Source organism: Streptomyces sp. NPDC029138 (assembly GCF_055564375.1).
This window is the reverse complement of record NZ_JBVHWM010000009.1, coordinates 148,047-167,502: the sequence shown is the minus strand read 5'-3', so window position 1 is coordinate 167,502 and position 19,456 is coordinate 148,047. Positions and strand designations below refer to the sequence as shown.

The following is a 19,456-nucleotide window of genomic DNA, read 5'->3' as shown; positions in this document are numbered from 1 at the left end:
CCATCGGGAGCCTCCCCCCGCGCGAGGACCGCTGGGAAACATGGTGGGGTCCTGTGCGCGGAACGTTCCGCGAGCACCGGCCGCCGTCGCCGTACTGCTTCCTGCTGTCCGGCGCTGCCGGTCAGCCCCAGCCGCGCGCGTCCTGCTTGAGCGCGGTGTCCACCGTCAGCGCCGTGGCCACCACGAGGCTCAGCAGCGGTTCGGGCAGCTGGTAGTGGATCTGGAGGACGTAGTTGTCCGCCGTCGTGAACAGCGTCTTGGCGAGGCCTTCCCAGGTCTTGGTGATCCGGGCGACCTCGTTGTCGGCGTGGTCGACGATCGCGAAGTTCCAGGCGCGCCAGTTCTCCGCCTTGATCGCGCCGACCTGCTGGCCGTTCGCCATCATCGCGAAGTTGATCTTCCCGATCATGTTCTTCTGGACGATCTCGCCGACCGGCGAACCGTCCGGGCGGGTCACGATCACCCGCGACTTGAAGATCTTCGCGGGCCGGGTCAGCAGCAGCTGCGGCTGGCCGTAGGCGTCGCGGATCTCCAGCTTGTGGGTCAGGAACTGGTCGAGGCTGGAGACGAAGCGCAGGATCTTGCGCAGCATGCCCTGCCCGACCTGGGTGACCGAGCCGATCTCCCGGCCGCTCTGATCCATGACCTTGTACTCGTTGGTCAGCTCGATCAGCTTGGCCTTCTGGTTCACGACCAGGACAGGCTCGGTGAACAGCGTGCCGCCGCCGGGGCCGCCGGCCGCGACACCGGCCTGCTGCTGCACCTGACGCTGCACCTTGGCGTCACCCGTCTGCTGCTGCGGGAAAGCGGCCTGCTGGGCGGGGGCCTGCTGCGGCGGAACCTGCCCGGCGCCCTGCTGGGCCGGGTTGGTGTGCTCGGTCCACTGCGTGCCGTCCCAGTAGCGGAGCGTCTGCGCCGCTCCGTGCGGATCCGGGTACCAGCCTGCAGGAGTGTTCGATTGCGTGGTCACCGGGGCACACTACCCTGATGTGACCGGTACCTGACCAGTCCGCACGGAGCGGTGTTCATCGCCCGTTCACCCCGTGACGATCGCCGGGTCGCTGACGCCGGGCCGCCCGTTCTCCACATGCCCGGCGAAGCCGCGCAGGAAGGCCGGGTCGGCCTCGGAGGTCACGGTCAGGTCGTACCAGCGCTTGCTCGCCGCGAGCGCCACGGTGTGCCGCACGGTCGCGCCGGACCGGACCGTCACCGTCACCGGGTTGCCGCCGTAGCCGTTGACCAGCTTCAGCTTCGCCGTGCCGGAGCCCTTGTTGGTGAAGGTGAGCTGGACGTCGTCGCCCTTGTGCCGGGCGGTGACCTCGGGGCCGGCGACCTTGTTGCGGCCCTTGAAGACGCGCAGGAAGCCGTTGGGGCCGTGCACGGTGAGGTCGTAAGCGCCGCCGGAGTACGCCGAGTTCCAGATGTCCGACAGCGTCTTGCCGGCCTCCGTGGTGTAGGTCCAGGGGCCGTCGGTACGGCTGTCGGACGTGACGAGGAAGGCCGCGCCCGCGTGCGCCCCCGAGGCGAAGGTGAGCGTGAACTTGCCGGCCGCGGTGTCCGCCGCGCCGTCCACCACGGGGGCGTACTTCAGCGGGCGGGCGGGCCGGCTGCCCCGCTCCTGCTTGGGGAGGGAACCGGTGGCGGGCGGCTTGGGCACGTAGTCGGGGTGACGGTCGTGGTCCTTGGGCTGGTAGCCGGCCGTGGAGGGCAGCGCGACCGGTGCGGTGTCCTTGCGCGAGAAGTCGAAGGCGCTGGTCAGGTCGCCGCATATGGCGCGCCGCCAGGGCGAGATGTTCGGCTCCTGGACACCGAACCGACGCTCGATGAACCGGATGATCGAGGTGTGGTCGAGGGTCTCGGAGCAGACGTATCCGCCCTTGCTCCAGGGGGAGACCACCAGCATCGGCACCCGCTGGCCGAGCCCGTAGGGGCCTGCGACATGGCCGGCGTCGCCCTTGAACAGGTCCGGCGCGGGGTCGACCGTCGACTTGCCCTGGGCGGCGGAGGCCGGCGGGTAGGGCGGGATGACGTGGTCGAAGAAGCCGTCGTTCTCGTCGTACGTGATGAACAGCGCCGTCCTGCCCCACACGTCGGGGTCGGAGGTGAGCGCGTCCAGGACCTGGGAGACGTACCAGGCACCGTAGTTGGCGGGCCAGTTGGGGTGCTCGGTGAAGGCCTCGGGGGCGACGATCCAGGAGACCTGGGGCAGCTTGCCGGCCTGGACGTCCGCCTTCATCTGGTCGAAGAAGCCCTCGCCCTTGCGGGCGTCGGTGCCGGTGCGGGCCTTGTCGTACAGCGGGTCGCCGGGCTTCGCGTCGCGGTACTGGTTGAAGTACAGCAGCGAGTTGTCGCCGTAGTTGCCGCGGTAGGCGTCGTCGATCCAGCCCCAGCCGCCGTTCGCGTCGAGGCCGTCGCCGACGTCCTGGTAGATCTTCCAGGAGACCCCGGCCCGCTCCAGGCGCTCGGGGTACGTCGTCCAGCCGTAGCCCGCCTCGTCGTTGCCGAGGACCGGGCCGCCGCCCTTGCCGTCGTTGCCGGTGTAGCCCGTCCACATGTAGTAGCGGTTCGGGTCCGTGGAGCCGATGAACGAGCAGTGGTAGGCGTCGCAGATGGTGAAGCTGTCCGCGAGCGCGTAGTGGAAGGGGATGTCGTCGCGCTTGAGGTACGCCATCGTCGTGGCGGACTTGGCGGGCACCCACTTGTCGTACTTACCGCCCGCGAAGGCGGTGTGTCCGTCGTTCCAGCCGTGCGGGAGGTCCTGGATGAAGGCCAGGCCCAGGTCGTCGGCGTCCGGGTGGAAGGGCAGGACGTCCTTCGTGCCGTCGGACTGCTTCCAGACGGACCTGCCGTTCTGGGTGACCGAACGGGGGTCGCCGAAGCCGCGGACTCCTCGGAGCGAACCGAAGTAGTGATCGAAGGAACGGTTCTCCTGCATGAGGACGACGATGTGCTCGACATCGTCCACCGAACCGGTGCGGTGGTGGGCGGGCAGGGCGGCCGCGCGCTGGATGCTGCTGGACAGCGCCGTGAACGCCGTGGTGGCGCCGGCGATCTGGAGGAAGCGCCGCCGGTTGACTTCGGGCATGGGTGAGGGTCCTCTCATCCTGACGTACGCGATGCCGCCAGATGACGGAATCCGCGCGGAGCGAGTGTTCCAAGAGCAGCAAACGTCAGGGAAGGGTGGGGTGGCGTCCACGTGAAACCCGGCGGACGGTGCGGGGCACGGCGGTGAGCCCCTGGCCCCGCACGCGGGGCCAGGGGCCGGCGGGCAGGGCGGGTCAGGAGGTCTGGTACGCCTCCACCTCGCTGAACTGGCCGGCCGGCCAGCCCGTGTTGCCGGTGACGGTCAGCCGGAGGTAGCGCAGGTTCGTGCCGCTCGGCAGGGTCACGGTCGCGGTGTTGCCGGTGGCCGGGTCGAAGCGGTAGCCCTGCGCGCCCAGCACGGTCGAGTAGCCGGAGCCGTCGGTGCTGCCGAGCACCGTGACGGTCTGGGTGCGGGCGCCCCAGGCCGAGGACGGCGGCAGCTTCAGCACCAGGCGGCGCACGGCGTAGGACGAGCCGAGGTCGACCGTGAGGGACTGCGGGAAGGCGTTGTTGGCGGACTCCCAGTAGGAGTTCGCGTCGCCGTCGACCGCCTTGCCGGGGGTGTAGACGTCCTGGGAGCCGGTCGCGGTGGCCGGGCGGCCCTTGGCGAGGTTGCGGTTCGGGTCGGGCTCCGGGTTGCCCTGTCCGGGCTGCGGCCAGGTGGAGCAGTCCGACCAGGTGCTGGACCAGCCGGAGTTGCCGCCGCCGTCGGTCAGGGCGAAGGAGCCGGAGTTCGCCGGGTAGGGGCAGTTGTAGACGCCGGCCGCGCCGACCTGGGTGGCGGTGACGTTCCTGAAGGTGGCCGCGCCCTGCGCCTCGGCCTGGACCACGACCGTACCGGTGTTCTTCACGGTCGCGCCGGTGACGTTGACGTTCCGCACCGGGTAGCCCTGCCCGCCGCCGGAGACGAACTCGAAGGCGCTGTACGGGCTGTCGGTGATCGTCGTGTTGGTGATGTTGACGGTCGCGTTGATGGCGCTGTCGTAGGAGTCGACGCGCAACGCGCCCATCGGGTGGTTCCAGTTGGGGTTCATCGCGCCGGTGCGCACCAGCGTGTTGCCGTCGACCGTGATGGTGCCGGCGAGGGGGTGGAACGGGTCGAGGAACTTCTGGTTGGAGATGGCGATACCGCTGCCGAGGGCGTTGGTGTCGGAGATCAGGTTGTTGCGTACGGCGATGTCGGTGCCGCCGTAGACGGCGATGCCGTTGGCGAGGTTGGGCTGCGAGATCGTGTTGTTCTCGAAGCTGGAGTCGGTGTCCGGGGAGTACAGCGACCACATGGCGAGGGAGTCGTCGCCCTGGTTGCGCAGGAAGTTGTTGCGGACGCGGACACCCTTCGCGGTGCCGTTGAGGTTGAGGCCGTCGGCGGTGGTGTCGAGGATGCGGTTGTTCTCCACCACCAGGTTGTCGTTGTTGCCCGTGAGCCACAGGCCCACCTTCAGGTGCTGGATCCACATGCCGGAGACCGAACTGCCCGGTCCCAGTGAGCCGTTGACGAAGTTGTCCGGGTTGGAGTCGACGCGTTCGGTGACCTCGCCGATGACCGCGAAGTCCTTGATGTGCACGTTGCCCGCCGAGCTGGACTGGTCGATGAAGCGGGAGGTGTGCACGACCGAGTACCAGCTGCCGGCGCCTTGCAGGGTCACGTTCTGTACGCCGCTGAGCGAGGACGTGATGCGGTAGTCACCCGGCGGTATCCACACCGTGCCGCCCTGGGCGGCGGCGATGGCGTCCCGGAAGGCCTGGGTGGAGTCGCCGTTGCCGCTGGGGTCGGCGCCCCTGGAGACGACGGACACCGAACCGGCGGGCTGGCCTGCGGCGGGGGCGACCTGTTCGAAGTCGGCGACGTCGACGGTGACCTGGACGCCGGCCGCCTCCACGGCGACCTTGTCGCCGGCCTGGACGGTCTGCCCGAGCAGCAGCCGGGTGTTGTCGAAGAAGTGGTGCGTCTTGGCGCCGGGGATCCAGCCGGTGTCGATGTACGAGTACTTGGAGGTCACCGGGAGGGTCTTGGCCAGCTTGGTGCCGTTGACGTACACGTTCAGGGCTCCGGACTGGCCGTCCGGCACGCTGTAGGCGATGTTCACCGCGTTGGACGCGCGCGGCACGGTGAACTCCACCCGCTGCCCGGCGGACAGCCGGACGGCCTGCCGGCCGGAGGCCTCCGAGGCCAGGCTGCCCTGCGTGTAGTCCGGGCCGATCTTCGTGCCGTTGCCGGTCGCCGACTCGGCCTCCACGGAGGTGAAGGGGAGCGTGGCGCCCGCGGCCGCGTGGGCGGCCGGGGCGACGGTGACGAGCATGCCGGCGGCGAGGGCGACGACCGCCCCGATGGCCGGCATGCGCCGAAGGTGTCTGGCGGTGCTGCTGTGCATGTGCTGATCCCTTCGTGGTGGGGGTGCGGGGGATAGCAAGGTGCGTACGAGCGCGGCTCAGGCGCGCAGCCAGGCCGCCGTGTCCCGCGGCAGCCGGCCCGCGTCGTCCAGCGGGCCGCTGCTGAGCAGGAGCCGGGAGTGCGCGGGGAGGTCGGCGGGCGTGGCCGCGAGGTTGACCACGCACAGCGCCGCGTCCGCGCGGGAGAAGGCGAGCACGCCGTCGGGGGCGGGCAGCCAGGTCAGGGGGCCGTCGCCGAACGCCGGGCGCAGGGCGATGGCCTCACGGTAGAGGGTGAGCAGGGAGTGGGGGTCCCGCTGCTGCCGGTCGACCGCGTACGAGGACCAGTCGGCCGGCTGCGGCAGCCAGGGCTCCTCGCGGGAGCCGAAGCCCGCGTGCGGCAGACCGGCGGCCCACGGCAGCGGCACCCGGCAGCCGTCGCGGCCGGGGTCGACGCCCCCCGAGCGGAAGTACATCGGGTCCTGGATGCGGTCGGCCGGGATCTCGGCCTCCGGCAGGCCCAGTTCCTCGCCCTGGTAGAGGTACACCGACCCGGGCAGCGCGAGCGACAGCAGGGCGGCGGCCCGGGCCCGCCGGGTGCCGAGCGCCAGGTCGGTCGGGGTGCCGAAGGCCTTGGTGGCGAAGTCGAAGGCGGTGTCCTCGCGGCCGTACCGGGTGACCGTGCGGGTGACGTCGTGGTTGCACAGCACCCAGGTGGCCGGGGCGCCGACGGGGGCGTGCTCGGCGAGGGTGGTGTCGATGGAGGCGCGCAGCCGGCCGGCGTCCCAGGGGCAGGACAGGAAGGAGAAGTTGAAGGCGGTGTGGAGTTCGTCGGGGCGCAGATAGCGGGCGAAGCGTTCGGGGTCGGGAAGCCAGACCTCGCCGACGAACACACCGCCGTACTCGTCGGCCACCCGTCGCCAGGAGCGGTAGATGTCGTGGAGTTCGTCGCGGTCGACGAACGGGTGCGGCCGCGGGTGCGTGGCGAGGTCGGGGAGGTCCGGGTCCTTGACGAGGAGGGCCGCCGAGTCGATGCGGACGCCGGCGACGCCGCGCTCGAACCAGAAGCGCAGGATGTCCTCGTGCTCCTGGCGGACCGCCGGGTGCGCCCAGTTGAGGTCGGGCTGTTCGGGGGTGAACAGGTGCAGGTACCAGTCGCCGTCGGGCAGCCGGGTCCACACCGGTTCGGTGGAGCCGACGAACTGGGACGGCCAGTCGTTCGGCGGGAGTTCGCCGTGCGCGCCGCGGCCGGGCCGGAAGTGGAACAGTTCGCGCTCGGGGCTGCCCGGTCCGGCGGCGAGCGCGGCCCGGAACCAGGGGTGCTGGTCGGAGACGTGGTTGGGCACGATGTCGACGATGGTCCGGATGCCCAGCTCACGGGCCTCGGCGATCAGTTTCTCGGCCTCGGCGAGGGTGCCGAAGGCCGGGTCGATGGCCCGGTAGTCGGCGACGTCGTAGCCGCCGTCCTTCAGCGGAGACACGTACCACGGCGTGAACCACAGGGCGTCCACGCCGAGTTCGGCGAGGTACGGCAGCCGGGCGCGGACGCCCGCGAGGTCGCCGGTGCCGTCGCCGTCGCCGTCCGCGAAGCTGCGGACGTACACCTGGTAGATGACGGCCGAGCGCCACCAGTCAGGGTCTTTCCGGGCATGGCTGGGCTGTCCCACTGAGCTTGCCTTTCTGTAGACGGGGCGGCGGCGTCAGCCCTTGGTGCTGCCCGCGCTGATCCCGGCGATGATGTGCCGCTGGAAGACGAGGAACAGCGCCACCATCGGAATGCTGGCGATCACCATCGCGGCGATGAGCACGGTGAGCTGGATGTTCTGCGACAGCTGGACCAGGGCGACGCTGATCGGCTGCTTGCCGGTGTCGGAGAAGACCATCAGCGGCCACAGGAAGTCCTGCCAGACGGCGACCAGCGCGAAGATCGACACCACGCCGAGCACCGGCCGGGACATGGGCAGGACGACGGACCACAGGATGCGGAGCCTGCCGGCGCCGTCGATCTCGGCGGCCTCCAGGACATCGCGCGGGAGCTGATCGAAGAACCGTTTGAGCAGGTAGAGGTTGAAGGCGTTGGCGACGGCCGGCAGCCAGATGGCGAGGGGGTCGTTGAGCAGGCTGGTGTGGATCAGCGGCAGGTCGGCGACGGTCAGGTACTTGGGGACGACCAGCGCCTGCGCCGGGACCATGAGGGTGGCGAGGATGCCGCCGAGGACCACCTTGCCGAAGGCGGGCCTCAGCTTGGACAGGGAGTAGGCGGCGGCCGTGCAGAACACGAGCTGGAAGGCCCAGGCACCGGCCGCCTGGACGAGCGTGTTGCCCAGGTGCCGCGGGAGTTCCATGAGGTCCCAGGCGTCGGTGTAGCCGCCGAGGTGCCAGTGCTCGGGAAGGAGCGTCGGCGGGGTCCGGGCCACCTCGTCTGGGGACTTCAGGGCGCCGGTCACCATCCAGTACACGGGGAAGAGGAAGGCGAGCGCGAAGAGGACGACGACGGCCGTGAACACCGTCCAGTAGAGGGCCTTTCCGCGCGGGCGGGCGAGGGTGGCCGGGGAGATCAGGGTGCGGGTGCCGGTGGTCATGCGTCCCCCTCGGAGCGGGTGAGCCGCAGATAGACCGCGGAGAAGGCGCCGAGCAGCAGCAGGAGCATCACACTGAGGGCGCAGGCGCCGCCGAAGTCGTTGTAGAGGAAGGCGTATTTGTAGATGAGGTAGAGGACGGTGACGGTGGCGTTCTCGGGGCCGCCGCCGGTGATGACGAACGGCTCGGTGAAGACCTGCATGGTGGCGATGATCTGAAGGAGCATCAGCATCAGGATCACGAACCGGGTCTGCGGGATCGTGACGTGCCGGACGCGCTGGAGGAGGTTCGCGCCGTCCAGTTCGGCCGCCTCGTACAGCTCGCCGGGGATGGACTGGAGGGCGGCCAGGTAGATGAGGACGGTCCCGCCCATGTTGGCCCAGGTGGCCACGATCACCAGGGAGACGAGCGCGGTGTCGGTGCCGTTGGACCAGTTCGACGTGGGCAGGTGCAGGAAGCGCAGCGCCTCGTTGGCGAGGCCGGCTCCGGGGTCGTAGAACCATTTCCACAGCAGGGCGCTGACCACCGGCGGGATCATCACCGGCAGGTAGACCACGACCCGGAAGAAGGCCTTGGCGTGCCGCAGCTCGTTGAGCACGAGGGCGAGGACGAAGGGGATCGCGAAGCCGATCAGGAGGGCCAGCAGGGTGAAGGTGAGGGTGTTGCGCCAGGCGGCCGTGAACTCGGGGTCGTGCAGGACCCGGCTGAAGTTGGCGGTGCCGACCCACTCGGGCGGGGAGCCCGGGGTGTACTTCTGGAAGGCGATGACGACCGCGCGGATCGCCGGGTACCAGGAGAACAGGGCGAAGCAGAGCAGGCCGCCGAGGAGGAAGCCGTAGGCGCGGACCTGGTCGGTCAGGCGGCGCCGCCTGCGGTCCCCTGCCGGGGGCGGCGCCGGGACCGGGTGGACGGCGGCCCTCGCCTCGGGCCGCCGCTCGGCCGTTTTCGTCATGGCGGTCAGCTCCGGGCCAGAATGCTGTCGATCTTGCCGGACGCCTCCTTGAGGAGCTGGTCGATGTCGGCGTCCTTCTTGGTCAGGACGGCGGAGACGATGCCGTCGAGGACGGAGTAGATCTGCTGGGCGTGCGGCGGCTCGATCTTCATCCGGAGCTTCTGGTTGCCGTCGAGGAACGCCTGGTAGTTCTCCACCGGGACGTTGGCGTTGGCCTTCTTCACCCGCTGGTCGGTGGCGTCGGCGGCGCCGGTGAACAGGCGCGGCTCGGGCAGCCCGACGGGGGCGTCGTGCTTCTTGGCGCGCGCGTAGTCGCCGAGGAAGCCCTTGCCGGGGGTGAGGAACATGTGGTCGAGCCACTTCAGGCCGGCCCGGATCTGGGCGGGTGTGGCCTTCTTGTTGAACATGTAGCCGTCGCCGCCGATGAGGGTGCCCTTGCCGCCCGGCATGGGGGCCAGGGCGAGGTCCTTGTAGTTGCCGCCCTTCTCCTTGACCAGGATCGGGATGTTGTCGGGGGCGGCGAGATACATGCCCAGCTTGCCCGAACCCATCATCTGCTGCGCGTCGTTGATCACGAGGAGCTGCTTGCTGCCCATCGAGTCGTCGGTCCACCGCATGTCGTGCAGGTTCCGCAGCACGGCGCGGCCCGCGGGGGTGTCGATGGTGGCCTTCTTGCCGTCCGCGCTGACGACGTCGCCTCCTTGCGAGTACAGCTCGGCGGTGAAGTGCCAGCCGCCCTGGTTCTGCGCGCTGTAGTCGGCGTAACCGACCGTGCCGTCGCCGAGGGCGGCGATCCTCTTCGCGGCGGCGCGGACCTCGTCCCAGGTCGCCGGGGGCTTGTCGGGATCGAGTCCGGCCTTCCGGAAGAGGGCGCGGTTGTAGATCAGCCCCATGGAGTATCCGGTGCGCGGGACGCCGTAGACCTTCCCGTCGACGGTGTAGATGTCCCGCAGCTGCTTCTGGATGCTGTCGTAGTTCTTCAGTTCTTTCAGGTACGGCGTGAGGTCGGCGGCCTGGCGGACGTCGACGACGTGCCGCGCGTCCGTGAAGTACGTGTAGAACACGTCCTCCATCTGGCCGCCGGCGAGCTTGGCGTCGAAGGTCTTCGGGTCCTGGCAGGGGAAGGCGTCGTGCGCGACGACGTCGACGTCCGGGTTGGCCTCCTCGAAGGCCGCGATGTCCGCCTCGAAGAAGGAGCGGTCGAGCTTGGCGCTCCTGGGCGGCTCGCAGTTGACGGTGATACGGGTCTTGCCGCTCGCCGAACCGTCGTCACCGGACCCGCAGGCGGTGGCGGCGAGGACGAGGGAGGAACAGACGCCGATCGCGAGGACGGTACGGCGGAACCCGGTGTGTCTCATCGGTGGACCCCTCATGGCACTCATGGCAGGAGCGGTGGGCGCCGCACACTCAAGCACCGTCGACATCGGACCGCAAGATGTCGCGCAGAATCTGCAATTGTTTGACAGCAGGCTGGATCTTCCGGAGTTCAGTCGCGCGGGGCTTGCGCGGTGGAGCCGCGCACCACCAGTTCCGGTTCGAACAGCAGCTCCTCGGCGGGTACGGCAGTGCCCCCGATCTGCGCGTTCAGCAGCTCCACGGCCGCGCGTCCCATGGCCTCGATGGGCTGGCGGACGGTGGTGAGCGGGGGTTCGGTGCAGTTCATGAACGCCGAGTCGTCGTACCCCACGACGGAGATCCGGCCCGGGACGTCGTACCCCTTGCGGCGCGCCGCCCGGACGGCGCCGAGCGCCAGCGGGTCGGAGGCGCAGATGATGCCGGTGACGCCCCGGTCGATCAGCCGGGAGGCGGCGGCGTGACCGCCCTCGATGGAGAAGATGGCCCGCGCGACGAACTCCTCCGGCAGATCGCCGGCGATCGCCCGGGCGGCGGCCAGTTTGCGTGCCGACGGCACGTGGTCGCCGGGGCCGAGCACCAGGCCGATGCGCTCGTGACCGAGGGAGGCCAGGTGCCGCCAGGCCTGCTCGACGGCGACGGCGTCGTCGCAGGACACGCCCGGGAAGCCGAGGTGTTCGATGGCCGCGTTGACCAGCACGACCGGGATGTTGCGCTCGGCGAGCAGCCGGTAGTGGTCGTGCGGCGCGTCCGCCTGGGCGTACAGGCCGCCGGCGAAGACGACGCCGGAGACCTGCTGCTGGAGCAGCAGCTCGACGTAGTCCGCCTCCGACACGCCGCCCTTGGTCTGCGTGCACAGCACCGGGGTCAGCCCCAGCTGGGCGAGCGCGCCACCGATGACCTCGGCGAACGCCGGGAAGATGGGATTTTGCAGCTCGGGCAGGACCAGACCGACGAGCCGGGCGCGTTCACCGCGCAGCTGGGTGGGGCGCTCGTAGCCGAGGACGTCGAGAGCCGTCAGCACCGACTGCCGGGTGGCTTCGGAGACTCCGGGCTTGCCGTTGAGCACCCGGCTGACCGTGGCCTCGCTGACCCCGACCTTCTTCGCCACTTCCGCAAGTCGTCGCGTCATGGACGCAAGCGTAGCGCAATTTACGCAAGCGGCTTTCGTAAATCACGCACGCACGTCACCTGCCAAGGAGGAGACGGACGCGCCGCTCGGCCCGTGGAGGGAGCGCGTGGAGGGAGCGCGTGGAGGGAGTCGGTGTGCAGGCCCGGCGCCGTCGGCGACCTGAACGCCGGCGGTGCCGGGTCAGTTCTCCGCGGACGGTACGACGGTCAGGTGCGAGGCCGTGCCCCGCGGGCGGCGCGGCCGGCGCACCGGCACGGCGGGCCGGCGGGGGTCGCGCAGGACCATCGTCAGACGCCGGTAGCCCAGCTCCCGCAGCGGCTGGGGCGTCTCCTCGACGATGCGGCACTCGGTGCGCCCGCGGCGCGGGTCCGGATGGTGCAGGAGGCGTACGGCGCCGTCGAGGCGGGTGGCGGCCTCGCCGACGGCCCGTATCCAGTGCGGCAGGCCCTGCCGGTAGGCGGCCTCCATGATCGGGTCCTGGGCGATCTCGCGGCGGACCGCCTGGAGTTCGTGGTCGTGTCCGTGGGTCTCCAGGGCGGTCCGGAGCTGGGCCAGCATCGGCAGACACCAGCCGGGCTCGTGCTCGCCGAGGACCTCGCCGGCGTCGGGGTGGAAGAGCACGAACCGGAGGAAGTTCTCCCCCGGCATGGCCGTCGGATGGGGGCGGACACCGCCGAAAAGTGTCTCGAACGCGCTGTTGGTCATGACCACGTTCCAGTGGCGGTCGACGACCAGGGACGGGCAGGACAGGTACTCCAGCAGCGCTCCGTAGTCCTGGAGGTACGCCTGGGTCTCGCAGGTGTCGGGGACGGGCCGCGGTGCCGGCCGCTGCCCTCCTGCCTGATGTGCCATCGGGAGGTCACCCCTCTTGCCTCTGCGGCCTTTCTCGCGGCCATGCGATCCTGCTGCCCAGGCAAGAGCCATGTCAACTATCGTGGCATTTCATGCCGGTTGACGGCTGAAATTCGCCACAGTTGTGGCGACACCTGGATGTGAGTTCGAGACACCCGCTACTCTCCGGGAAGTTCACGGCGATCGCTCGTGAGAAGCACGGACGCATCTGAAGCCCTCTAGAGACGTAGGAGTTCTGTCGGTGACGGATGGCTACGAGGATCCGGGCGCCTCGGCGACCGCCCAGCTGCCGGCCGTCGTCGCCCGCGTCACCGCGCTCGCCGACCGCCTCGGCGTCCCGCACGCCGAGGTCTTCGACGTCGGGCGGCTCTCCATCGCCTGCGGGGTGCCCGAACCGGTGGTCAGGGCTCTGCTCAGCGGTCGGCCCGCGGGCGAGCCGGACGTCCAGGCCCGCTTCCTGCAACGCCTGGACCTGCTGCGCCGCACCCGGCTGAAGCCGGGCGGACGCCGGTACACCCAGCAGGAGATCGCCGACGGCGCGGGCATGTCCCGGCAGCAGGCCGGCGCCCTCATCAACGGCGACCGGCGGCCCACCATGGAGCACTGCGACGCCCTCCAGCGCTTCTTCCGGGTGCACGCCGGCTTCCTCACCGCCGAGGACCCCGAGGCACTGGCCGGTGCGCTGCAACGCACCGAGCAGGAGTTGCTCCAGAAGCTCGCGGACCGGGAGCGGGCCGCCGCCGAGGACCCGGAGGATCCGCTGGAGCGGCTGCTACAGGACCACGGCGTGCGCGGAATCGCCTGGCGGGCCGCGCAGTTGCCCACCGACCAGCACCGGGACAAGGTCGCCGAGTGGCTCGACATGCTCCTGGAGAGCGTCAAGCGGCCCGAGTCGTGAGCCGGGGGAGGACTGTGGGCATCGGCAGGGACATGCGCCGGCTGTGCAACGAACTGGTGGGCGGGCTGACGCTGCCCGTGCCCGCGCCCCCGGATGAGCTGTACCGCGCGCTGTGCGAGGCGATGAGCCGCCGGCGCGGGCGTCCCGTGCACTTCCGTACGGCCGCCTTCCCGCCCGGCACGGCCAGCGGGCTGTGGCTGGACCTGACCGACCGGGACGTCGTCGTGGTGGAGGAACGCACCGCCCCCGACCACCAGTTGGTGATCCTGGGCCACGAGCTGTGGCACATGCAGGCCGACCACTGCGGGCTCCACATGGACGGCGTCGGCGCCGCGACCCGGCTGCTGCGCGACGACACCGACCAGGAAGCGCTCCAGGCGGCGGTGCAACGCGTCGCGGCCCGCACCCGCTTCGACGTCGCCGAGGAGCGGGACGCCGAGACGTTCGGGCTGCTGCTGGCCAGCAAGTGCCGTACGTGGCTGGCCGGTTCGGCGCTGCGCGTGCCGGTGCACCGGGACGGCGTGGCCGGCCGCATCGAGGCGTCGCTGGGATACCCGGGCCCGCAGGGCTGAACGGGGCCGGCGGCCCTGGGGCTCCCGGGGTGCGCTCGACTTCGTACGCGCGGAGCCGACACCTCACTACCGGAGCGGGGTGTGACGCGCGGCAGTTGAGAAACGTTTCGCCGGTTCGGACGGAACATCCGGCGGGGCGAACGGGGCGGTTCCGCCTCGGCTAAGCGGGCTAACCGGCGCGGAGCCGGGCGGCGTTGTCAGTGGTGGGCGGCAAGCTGGGAGTGTGCGCCGCACGACGCGGTGCGCGGCGCCGCAGGGCGCGTGACCGTGACGCCTACTCGGGGAGAGCCGACCGATGCCCACCGCCGTACTGACCGACCGCGAGCGTACCGCCGTACAGGCCTACCTGCGCCTGCTGCACACGGTGCGCGCCGCCTTCGACGGGCCACCGGACGACGGCCGGCCCGCCGTCCTCCCGCCCGCCGTGCTCGCGGAGGCGGAACAGGCACTGGCCCGGGCGGGGCTCTCGGGCAACGAGGCGGAGTTCTTCCGGCTCCTGCGCGACTGGTGCCGGCCCGTCTGAGCGTCGTGCCGTCTGAGCGCCGTGCGGTCTGAGCGCCGCCGCCGTCAGCCGGATGATACGGGGGACGGCGGCGGTGGGCGGTGGGCGGTCGGGGGGATCGTCGTCAGGGACGCGTGGGGGCGTGCGGTATGACCACCGACGTGGCCACCACGCCGTGCCGTACGGTCCACCGGCCGTCGAAGACCTGTAGCCGGTGGCCGCCGACCAGCGGGCCGGGGACGAGGAGTTCGGCCCGCAGGGTGCCGGACGGTTCGCCCTCGGTGTCCGGCCGCACGGTGATGTCGGCCTCGGAGAAGTCCAGCCATTGGCCGGTGAGCGGGAACCACGCCTTGTAGACGGACTCCTTGGCGCTGAACAGCAGCCGGTCCCAGTGCACGGCGGGCCACCGCGCGGCCAGCTGGTCGAGCCGCGCGGCCTCGGCGGGCAGGAAGACGGAGGGACCCACGCCCTCCGGGAGCGGGCCGTGCGGTTCGGCGTCGATGCCGAGGGAGGCGAGGTCGGTGGCGCGGACCAGCGCGGCGGCGCAGTAGCCGTCGCAGTGGGTCATGCTGCCGAGCAGCCCGTCCGGCCAGCGCGGCGCACCCCGCTCGCCGGTGAGCACAGGCTGCGGCGGCACGCCGAGCTTCTCCATGGCGCGCCGGGCGCAGCCGCGCACGGCCGCGAACTCACGGCGCCGCTTGGCCACCGAACGCGCGACGAGCGCCTCCTCCGCCGGGTAGAGCGGGGAGTCCCACAGCGGGTCGTCAGCGCGCGCCTCCACGGCCACGACCGACTCCGGGAGCAGCTCCTCGATCACCTGCTTCGACCTCCATCGGCAGGACGCGGCGCAGCCTTCCCGGCGGGTCCGGACGCTTGCGCCACTCGCGGGGGTATCCCACGGAGACCTCCATGAAGCGGACTCCGTCGTGCCAGGTGGTGCGGGGGATGTGCAGATGGCCGTAGACCATGGTGGCCACCCGGAACCGGCGGTGCCAGTCGGCGGTCAGTGTGGTGCCGCACCACATGGCGAACTCGGGGTGCCACAGGATCTCGGTGGGATGCCGGTCCAGCGGCCAGTGCCCGGCCAGCACGGTCGGGAGGTCGGCGGGCAGCTCGGCGAGCCTGCGCTCGGTCTCGGCGACCCGCGCCCGGCACCACGCCTCACGGGTCGGATAGGGGTCGGGGTGCAGCAGGAACTCGTCGTTGCAGACGATGCCCGTGCCCTCCGCGTAGGCCAGGCCCTCCGCCTTGGTGGCGGAGCCGGCCGGCAGGTACGAGTAGTCGTAGAGCAGGAAGAGCGGGGCCACGACGACCGGGCCGCCCGGGCCGTGCCACACCGGGTAGGGATCCTCGGGGGTGACGACGCCCAGCTCTCTGCACACCTCGACCAGGTGCTCGTAGCGGGCGACGCCACGCAGCGTGACCGGGTCGCTCGGGTGGGTCCACAGCTCGTGGTTGCCGGGTGCCCACAGCACCTTGCGGAAGCGGCTCGCGAGCGTGCCGAGGGCCCAGCGGATGTCGGCGACGGTCTCCGCGACGTCACCGGCCACGATCAGCCAGTCGTCGTCGCTCCCGGGGCGCATGCCGTCGATCAGGGCGCGGTTCTCCGGGTAACCGATGTGCAGGTCGCTGATGGCCAGCAGCTGTCCGGCCCCGGCCGTCGACTCCACCCCGCACACCCCTTCCGATCATCCGATGGCACAACAAGAACACATGCCCCGGGCGCCGGACAAGAGGTTCCCTCGCCGCGTGTCGCGACCCGGCCCACGCCCGTCCCACGCGCGTCCGTGACCGGCCGGCCCGCGCGTCCGTGACCGACCGGTCCCGCGCATGCGTGCGGGGGACGGCTCCGGAGATCCGCGACCGGGCGGATCCGGAAACCGTGATCGGGCGGGACCGGAAATCCGTGAGCGGAACGGCCTCCGCTTCCGTGACCGGAGACCCCGCGAATCCGTAACACCCGCGTTGCACGAGGGACCCTTGGAAAGCCGTATGATCGCCCCAACACCAGCGCCCTTGACTCCCCCTTTTTCCGGGGCCGTTTGGTGACCCTTCCTCCCTCCTGCCCGGGCACGGGCCGCTCCGCCCTGCCCGCACACCCGAAAGGCGGCCTGCATGCTCTCTCGCGTACGCGTCTGGCTCAACCGCACGTACGCGGAGAACGTGTTCTTCATGGATCAGCTGCGGAGAAATCCCAGCGACCGCGCGGTCGAGATCCACGCCACGCACGGCGACCCCGACTCGCCCGTGCTGGCCGCCGCCGACACCGCCGAGCTGGAGCCGGAGGGCCTGTCCCCGGCCGCGTACGTCGAGTACGCCCTCGACCAGTGCGCCCGGCGCGGCATCGACGTGTTCATTCCCCGGCTGCACCAGGCCGCGATCGTGGCGCACCGGGCCGATTTCGCGGCGGCCGGTACGGCGCTGCTGGCGCCGACGCCCGAGGCGGTCGCCGTGTTCGAGGACAAGGCGATCGCGTACGAGGCGGTCCGCTCGGTGGGTGTCCCGGTGCCGCCGTGGCGGCGGGTCCGGACGGCGGACGAACTCGTCGACGCCGTCGAGGAGTTGGAGGCGGCCGGGCACCGGCCGTGCTTCAAGCCGGCCGCCGGCGCGGGCGGGGTGGGCTTCCGGATGATCACCCGGTCCCCCTTCTCCCTCACGCACCTGACCGGCTTCCCCGGCCCGTACGTCCAGCTGGACCTGGTCGTGGAGGCGCTGCGGCGGGCCGAGGAGCCCGTGGACTGGCTGGTGATGCCGCGCCTGGAGCAGCCCGAGGTGTCCGTCGACTGCCTGACCGGGCCGGACAACCGGGTGCGGCTCGCGGTGGGCCGCACCAAGAACGGCCGCCGCCGGGGCTTCACCCTGGACGAGCGGTGGCTGGCGCCGGCCCGGCTGATCGCGGAGAGCTTCGGGCTGCATCATCTGTCCAACATCCAGTTCCGGATGCTCGGCGACCGGCCGGTGCTGCTGGACGTCAACACGCGTCCTGCCGGGGGCCTGCACCAGCTGTCCCTCTGTGGGGTGAACGCCCCTTGGGCCGCCGTGCGGTTGGCACTGGGTGAGGACCCGGGGGTGATCGAGCCGCCGTTCCTGGGGCAGGACTACACGGTGGTGTCGGGGCCGCGTCCGCTGGTGCCCGCGGCGCTGCCGCGGCAACGGGTGGAGTCCGAGGTTCTGCTGCCCGCGGTGCCGGCGCCCGTGCGGGCCGCTTCGGCGGGTGAGGTGCTGCCCCTTTAGGTCGTCGGCCGGCTGCGGGTCGGTGGTGGCTCGTCGCGTCGTGGCTCGTCGCGCGGTTCCCCGCGCCCCTTCGGGGGTGCTCAACCGGTATGGACCAATTCCGTTCTTCTTCTTGACAGGACGATTGGTCCATACCAAATTCATGGGCGCAACGCTTTCCGCACTCCCCTGCACTCCCGAACACCCCACCCCAGACAGGGAGATCGCGTGCGCGACACACTCGGGCGTTCCAGACGCCGGCTTCTCGCTCTGCTCGGTTCCGCCGCTCTCGCGGTCGGCGGGGCCATCGCCCTCCCCGGTACGGCCCACGCGGCCAACATCCTCACCAACCCCGGCTTCGAGTCCGGCGGCCTCTCCCCCTGGACCTGCACCGGCAACCTCGGTTCGGTCGTCTCCTCCCCCGTGCACGGCGGCACCAAGGCGCTGCAAGGCGCGGTGACGTCGAGCGACAACGCGCAGTGCAGCCAGACGGTCGCCGTGCAGCCGAACACGACGTACAGCCTCAGCGGCTGGGTGCGCGGCAGTTACGTGTACCTGGGCGTGGGCGGCGGCGCGTCCACGTGGACCTCGTCCCCGTCGGCGTACAGCCAGCTCAGCGTCTCCTTCACCACCGGTGCCTCGCAGACCAGCGCCACCATCTATGTGCACGGCTGGTACGGCCAGGGCACCTACTACGCCGACGACATCAGCCTGGACGGCCCGGGCGGCGGGGGCGGCGGTGACACCCAGGCGCCGACCGCGCCGAGCGGGCTCACCTCCACCGGCAAGACGTCGTCGAGCGTGTCGCTGAAGTGGAACGCCGCCACGGACAACGTGGGCGTGACGGCGTACGACATCTACAGCGGGGCCAACCAGCTCCTGAGCGTCTCCGGTACGTCGGCCACGGTCAGCGGGCTGTCGCCGAGCACGACTTACACCTTCACCGTGAAGGCGCGGGACGCGGCCGGGAACACCTCGCCGGCCTCCAACTCCGTGACGGTGACGACCGACGCGGGCACCGGCGGCGGCACCGGTTTCAAGCAGGCGGCGCCGTATCTGTACGAGGGCTGGGGCGATCCGCCGAGCCCGACGACGGTGATGAACGCGACCGGGGCCAAGTGGTTCACGATGGCGTTCGTGCTGGACTCCGGCGGCTGCACCCCGGCCTGGGACGGCAGCCGCCCGCTGACCGGCGGCGTGGACCAGTCGGCGATCAACCAGATCCGGTCCGCCGGCGGTGACATCGTGCCGTCCTTCGGCGGCTGGTCGGGCAGCAAGCTCGGCGCAAACTGCTCCTCCGCGAGCGCGCTCGCCGGGGCGATCCAGAAGGTGGTCGACGCCTACGGCCTGAAGGCCATCGACTTCGACATCGAGAACACCGACGAGTTCGAGAACGAGGCCGTCCAGGCGAAGATCCTCACCGCGCTGAAGACGGTCAAGGCCAACAACCCCGGCCTGAAGACCATCGTCACCTTCGGCACGTCCACCACCGGGCCGACGTACTACGGCAACCGGCTCATCGAGCAGGCCAAGTCGCTGGGCGCGAACATCGACGTGTTCACCATCATGCCGTTCGACTTCGGCGGCGGCTCGGACATGTACGGCAACACGGTGAACGCGGCGGAGGGGCTGAAGAACAAGCTGAAGTCCACCTTCGGCTGGGACGACGCCACCGCCTACGCGCACATCGGCATCTCCGGCATGAACGGCCTGTCCGACCAGCAGGAGACGACGACTCCCGCGATCTGGACGCAGATCCGGGACTGGGCGAACTCGCACCACATCGCGCGGCTGGCCTTCTGGTCGGTCAACCGCGACCGGCCCTGCCCGGGCGGCGGTGTCGCCGAGAACTGCTCCGGGATCAGCCAGAGCAACTGGCAGTTCACCTCGATCACGGCCGGCTTCACCGGGTGACGCGAGGGTGAGGTGACACGGAGGGCCGCTCGGC

The 19,456-nt window shown here is 70.8% G+C and carries 16 protein-coding genes; 5 read left to right on the top strand and 11 right to left on the bottom strand.

Translation table 11 applies throughout. The features are described 5' to 3' along the window. Nucleotides 1–121 precede the first annotated feature (121 nt). The 9 genes from ACZ4WH_RS11805 to ACZ4WH_RS11765 all read right to left on the bottom strand — a co-directional run bounded on the left by ACZ4WH_RS11805 (nucleotide 122) and on the right by ACZ4WH_RS11765 (nucleotide 12,323). On the bottom strand, nucleotides 122–970 hold the full coding sequence (locus ACZ4WH_RS11805; RefSeq protein ID WP_468179212.1) for an LURP-one-related family protein: 849 nt from the start codon (nucleotides 968–970) through the stop codon (nucleotides 122–124). Between the two features lie 66 nt (nucleotides 971–1,036). After that, on the bottom strand, nucleotides 1,037–3,085 hold the full coding sequence (locus tag ACZ4WH_RS11800) for a phosphocholine-specific phospholipase C (RefSeq protein ID WP_468179210.1): 2,049 nt from the start codon (nucleotides 3,083–3,085) through the stop codon (nucleotides 1,037–1,039). Between the two features lie 193 nt (nucleotides 3,086–3,278). Then, nucleotides 3,279–5,456 (bottom strand): discoidin domain-containing protein, encoded by a 2,178-nt coding sequence (locus ACZ4WH_RS11795; RefSeq protein WP_468179208.1) that lies wholly within the window; start codon nucleotides 5,454–5,456, stop codon nucleotides 3,279–3,281. A 57-nt stretch (nucleotides 5,457–5,513) separates the two neighbouring features. Further along, the gene (locus tag ACZ4WH_RS11790; protein ID WP_468179206.1) at nucleotides 5,514–7,121 is read right to left on the bottom strand and encodes a glycoside hydrolase family 13 protein; all 1,608 of its coding nucleotides are present in this window, start codon (nucleotides 7,119–7,121) and stop codon (nucleotides 5,514–5,516) included. A gap of 33 nt (nucleotides 7,122–7,154) precedes the next feature. Then, a complete protein-coding gene (locus ACZ4WH_RS11785) occupies nucleotides 7,155–8,036 on the bottom strand; it encodes a carbohydrate ABC transporter permease (protein WP_468179204.1) in 882 nt (293 codons plus the stop codon). Continuing rightward, nucleotides 8,033–8,986, bottom strand: coding sequence for a carbohydrate ABC transporter permease (locus ACZ4WH_RS11780; RefSeq protein ID WP_468179202.1), 954 nt, complete (start codon nucleotides 8,984–8,986; stop codon nucleotides 8,033–8,035). The genes ACZ4WH_RS11785 and ACZ4WH_RS11780 overlap by 4 nt, the downstream gene beginning before the upstream one ends. 5 nt (nucleotides 8,987–8,991) lie before the next feature. After that, complete coding sequence (locus tag ACZ4WH_RS11775) at nucleotides 8,992–10,344, bottom strand: ABC transporter substrate-binding protein (protein ID WP_468179200.1); 1,353 nt, start codon at nucleotides 10,342–10,344, stop codon at nucleotides 8,992–8,994. Between the two features lie 128 nt (nucleotides 10,345–10,472). Further along, on the bottom strand, nucleotides 10,473–11,471 hold the full coding sequence (locus ACZ4WH_RS11770) for a LacI family DNA-binding transcriptional regulator (RefSeq protein ID WP_468179198.1): 999 nt from the start codon (nucleotides 11,469–11,471) through the stop codon (nucleotides 10,473–10,475). A gap of 180 nt (nucleotides 11,472–11,651) precedes the next feature. Beyond that, nucleotides 11,652–12,323: an MmyB family transcriptional regulator gene (locus tag ACZ4WH_RS11765; protein ID WP_468179197.1), complete on the bottom strand. Its 672-nt coding sequence runs from the start codon at nucleotides 12,321–12,323 to the stop codon at nucleotides 11,652–11,654. 241 nt (nucleotides 12,324–12,564) lie between these two features. On the opposite strand from ACZ4WH_RS11765, the gene ACZ4WH_RS11760 reads away from it, so the two are divergent. From ACZ4WH_RS11760 to ACZ4WH_RS11750, 3 genes are all read left to right on the top strand, one after another. Next, the gene (locus ACZ4WH_RS11760; protein WP_468179195.1) at nucleotides 12,565–13,221 is read left to right on the top strand and encodes a helix-turn-helix domain-containing protein; all 657 of its coding nucleotides are present in this window, start codon (nucleotides 12,565–12,567) and stop codon (nucleotides 13,219–13,221) included. A 14-nt stretch (nucleotides 13,222–13,235) separates the two neighbouring features. Next, entirely contained in the window at nucleotides 13,236–13,793 is a 558-nt protein-coding gene (locus tag ACZ4WH_RS11755; RefSeq protein ID WP_468179193.1) for a toxin-antitoxin system, toxin component, read from the top strand. A gap of 295 nt (nucleotides 13,794–14,088) precedes the next feature. Continuing rightward, complete coding sequence (locus tag ACZ4WH_RS11750) at nucleotides 14,089–14,316, top strand: hypothetical protein (protein WP_468179190.1); 228 nt, start codon at nucleotides 14,089–14,091, stop codon at nucleotides 14,314–14,316. Between the two features lie 103 nt (nucleotides 14,317–14,419). Here the strand turns inward: ACZ4WH_RS11750 and ACZ4WH_RS11745 are convergent, their stop codons facing one another. Further along, a complete protein-coding gene (locus ACZ4WH_RS11745; protein ID WP_468179188.1) occupies nucleotides 14,420–15,112 on the bottom strand; it encodes a 4'-phosphopantetheinyl transferase family protein in 693 nt (230 codons plus the stop codon). Further along, a complete protein-coding gene (locus tag ACZ4WH_RS11740) occupies nucleotides 15,060–15,965 on the bottom strand; it encodes a metallophosphoesterase family protein (RefSeq protein ID WP_468179186.1) in 906 nt (301 codons plus the stop codon). Before ACZ4WH_RS11740 ends, ACZ4WH_RS11745 begins: the two co-directional genes overlap by 53 nt. 445 nt (nucleotides 15,966–16,410) lie before the next feature. On the opposite strand from ACZ4WH_RS11740, the gene ACZ4WH_RS11735 reads away from it, so the two are divergent. Both ACZ4WH_RS11735 and ACZ4WH_RS11730 read left to right on the top strand, forming a co-directional pair. Further along, nucleotides 16,411–17,529 (top strand): ATP-grasp domain-containing protein, encoded by a 1,119-nt coding sequence (locus ACZ4WH_RS11735; protein WP_468179184.1) that lies wholly within the window; start codon nucleotides 16,411–16,413, stop codon nucleotides 17,527–17,529. A 207-nt stretch (nucleotides 17,530–17,736) separates the two neighbouring features. After that, a complete protein-coding gene (locus ACZ4WH_RS11730) occupies nucleotides 17,737–19,422 on the top strand; it encodes a carbohydrate binding domain-containing protein (protein ID WP_468179182.1) in 1,686 nt (561 codons plus the stop codon). Nucleotides 19,423–19,456 lie beyond the last annotated feature (34 nt).

Coding starts and splice junctions, on each gene's coding strand:
- ACZ4WH_RS11800 (WP_468179210.1), bottom strand. CDS start 3,085: ATGCCCGAAGTCAACCGGCGGCGCTTCCTCCAGATCGCCGGCGCCACC.
- ACZ4WH_RS11795 (WP_468179208.1), bottom strand. CDS start 5,456: ATGCACAGCAGCACCGCCAGACACCTTCGGCGCATGCCGGCCATCGGG.
- ACZ4WH_RS11785 (WP_468179204.1), bottom strand. CDS start 8,036: ATGACCACCGGCACCCGCACCCTGATCTCCCCGGCCACCCTCGCCCGC.
- ACZ4WH_RS11780 (WP_468179202.1), bottom strand. CDS start 8,986: ATGACGAAAACGGCCGAGCGGCGGCCCGAGGCGAGGGCCGCCGTCCAC.
- ACZ4WH_RS11775 (WP_468179200.1), bottom strand. CDS start 10,344: ATGAGACACACCGGGTTCCGCCGTACCGTCCTCGCGATCGGCGTCTGT.
- ACZ4WH_RS11770 (WP_468179198.1), bottom strand. CDS start 11,471: ATGACGCGACGACTTGCGGAAGTGGCGAAGAAGGTCGGGGTCAGCGAG.
- ACZ4WH_RS11765 (WP_468179197.1), bottom strand. CDS start 12,323: ATGGCACATCAGGCAGGAGGGCAGCGGCCGGCACCGCGGCCCGTCCCC.
- ACZ4WH_RS11750 (WP_468179190.1), top strand. CDS start 14,089: ATGCCCACCGCCGTACTGACCGACCGCGAGCGTACCGCCGTACAGGCC.
- ACZ4WH_RS11735 (WP_468179184.1), top strand. CDS start 16,411: ATGCTCTCTCGCGTACGCGTCTGGCTCAACCGCACGTACGCGGAGAAC.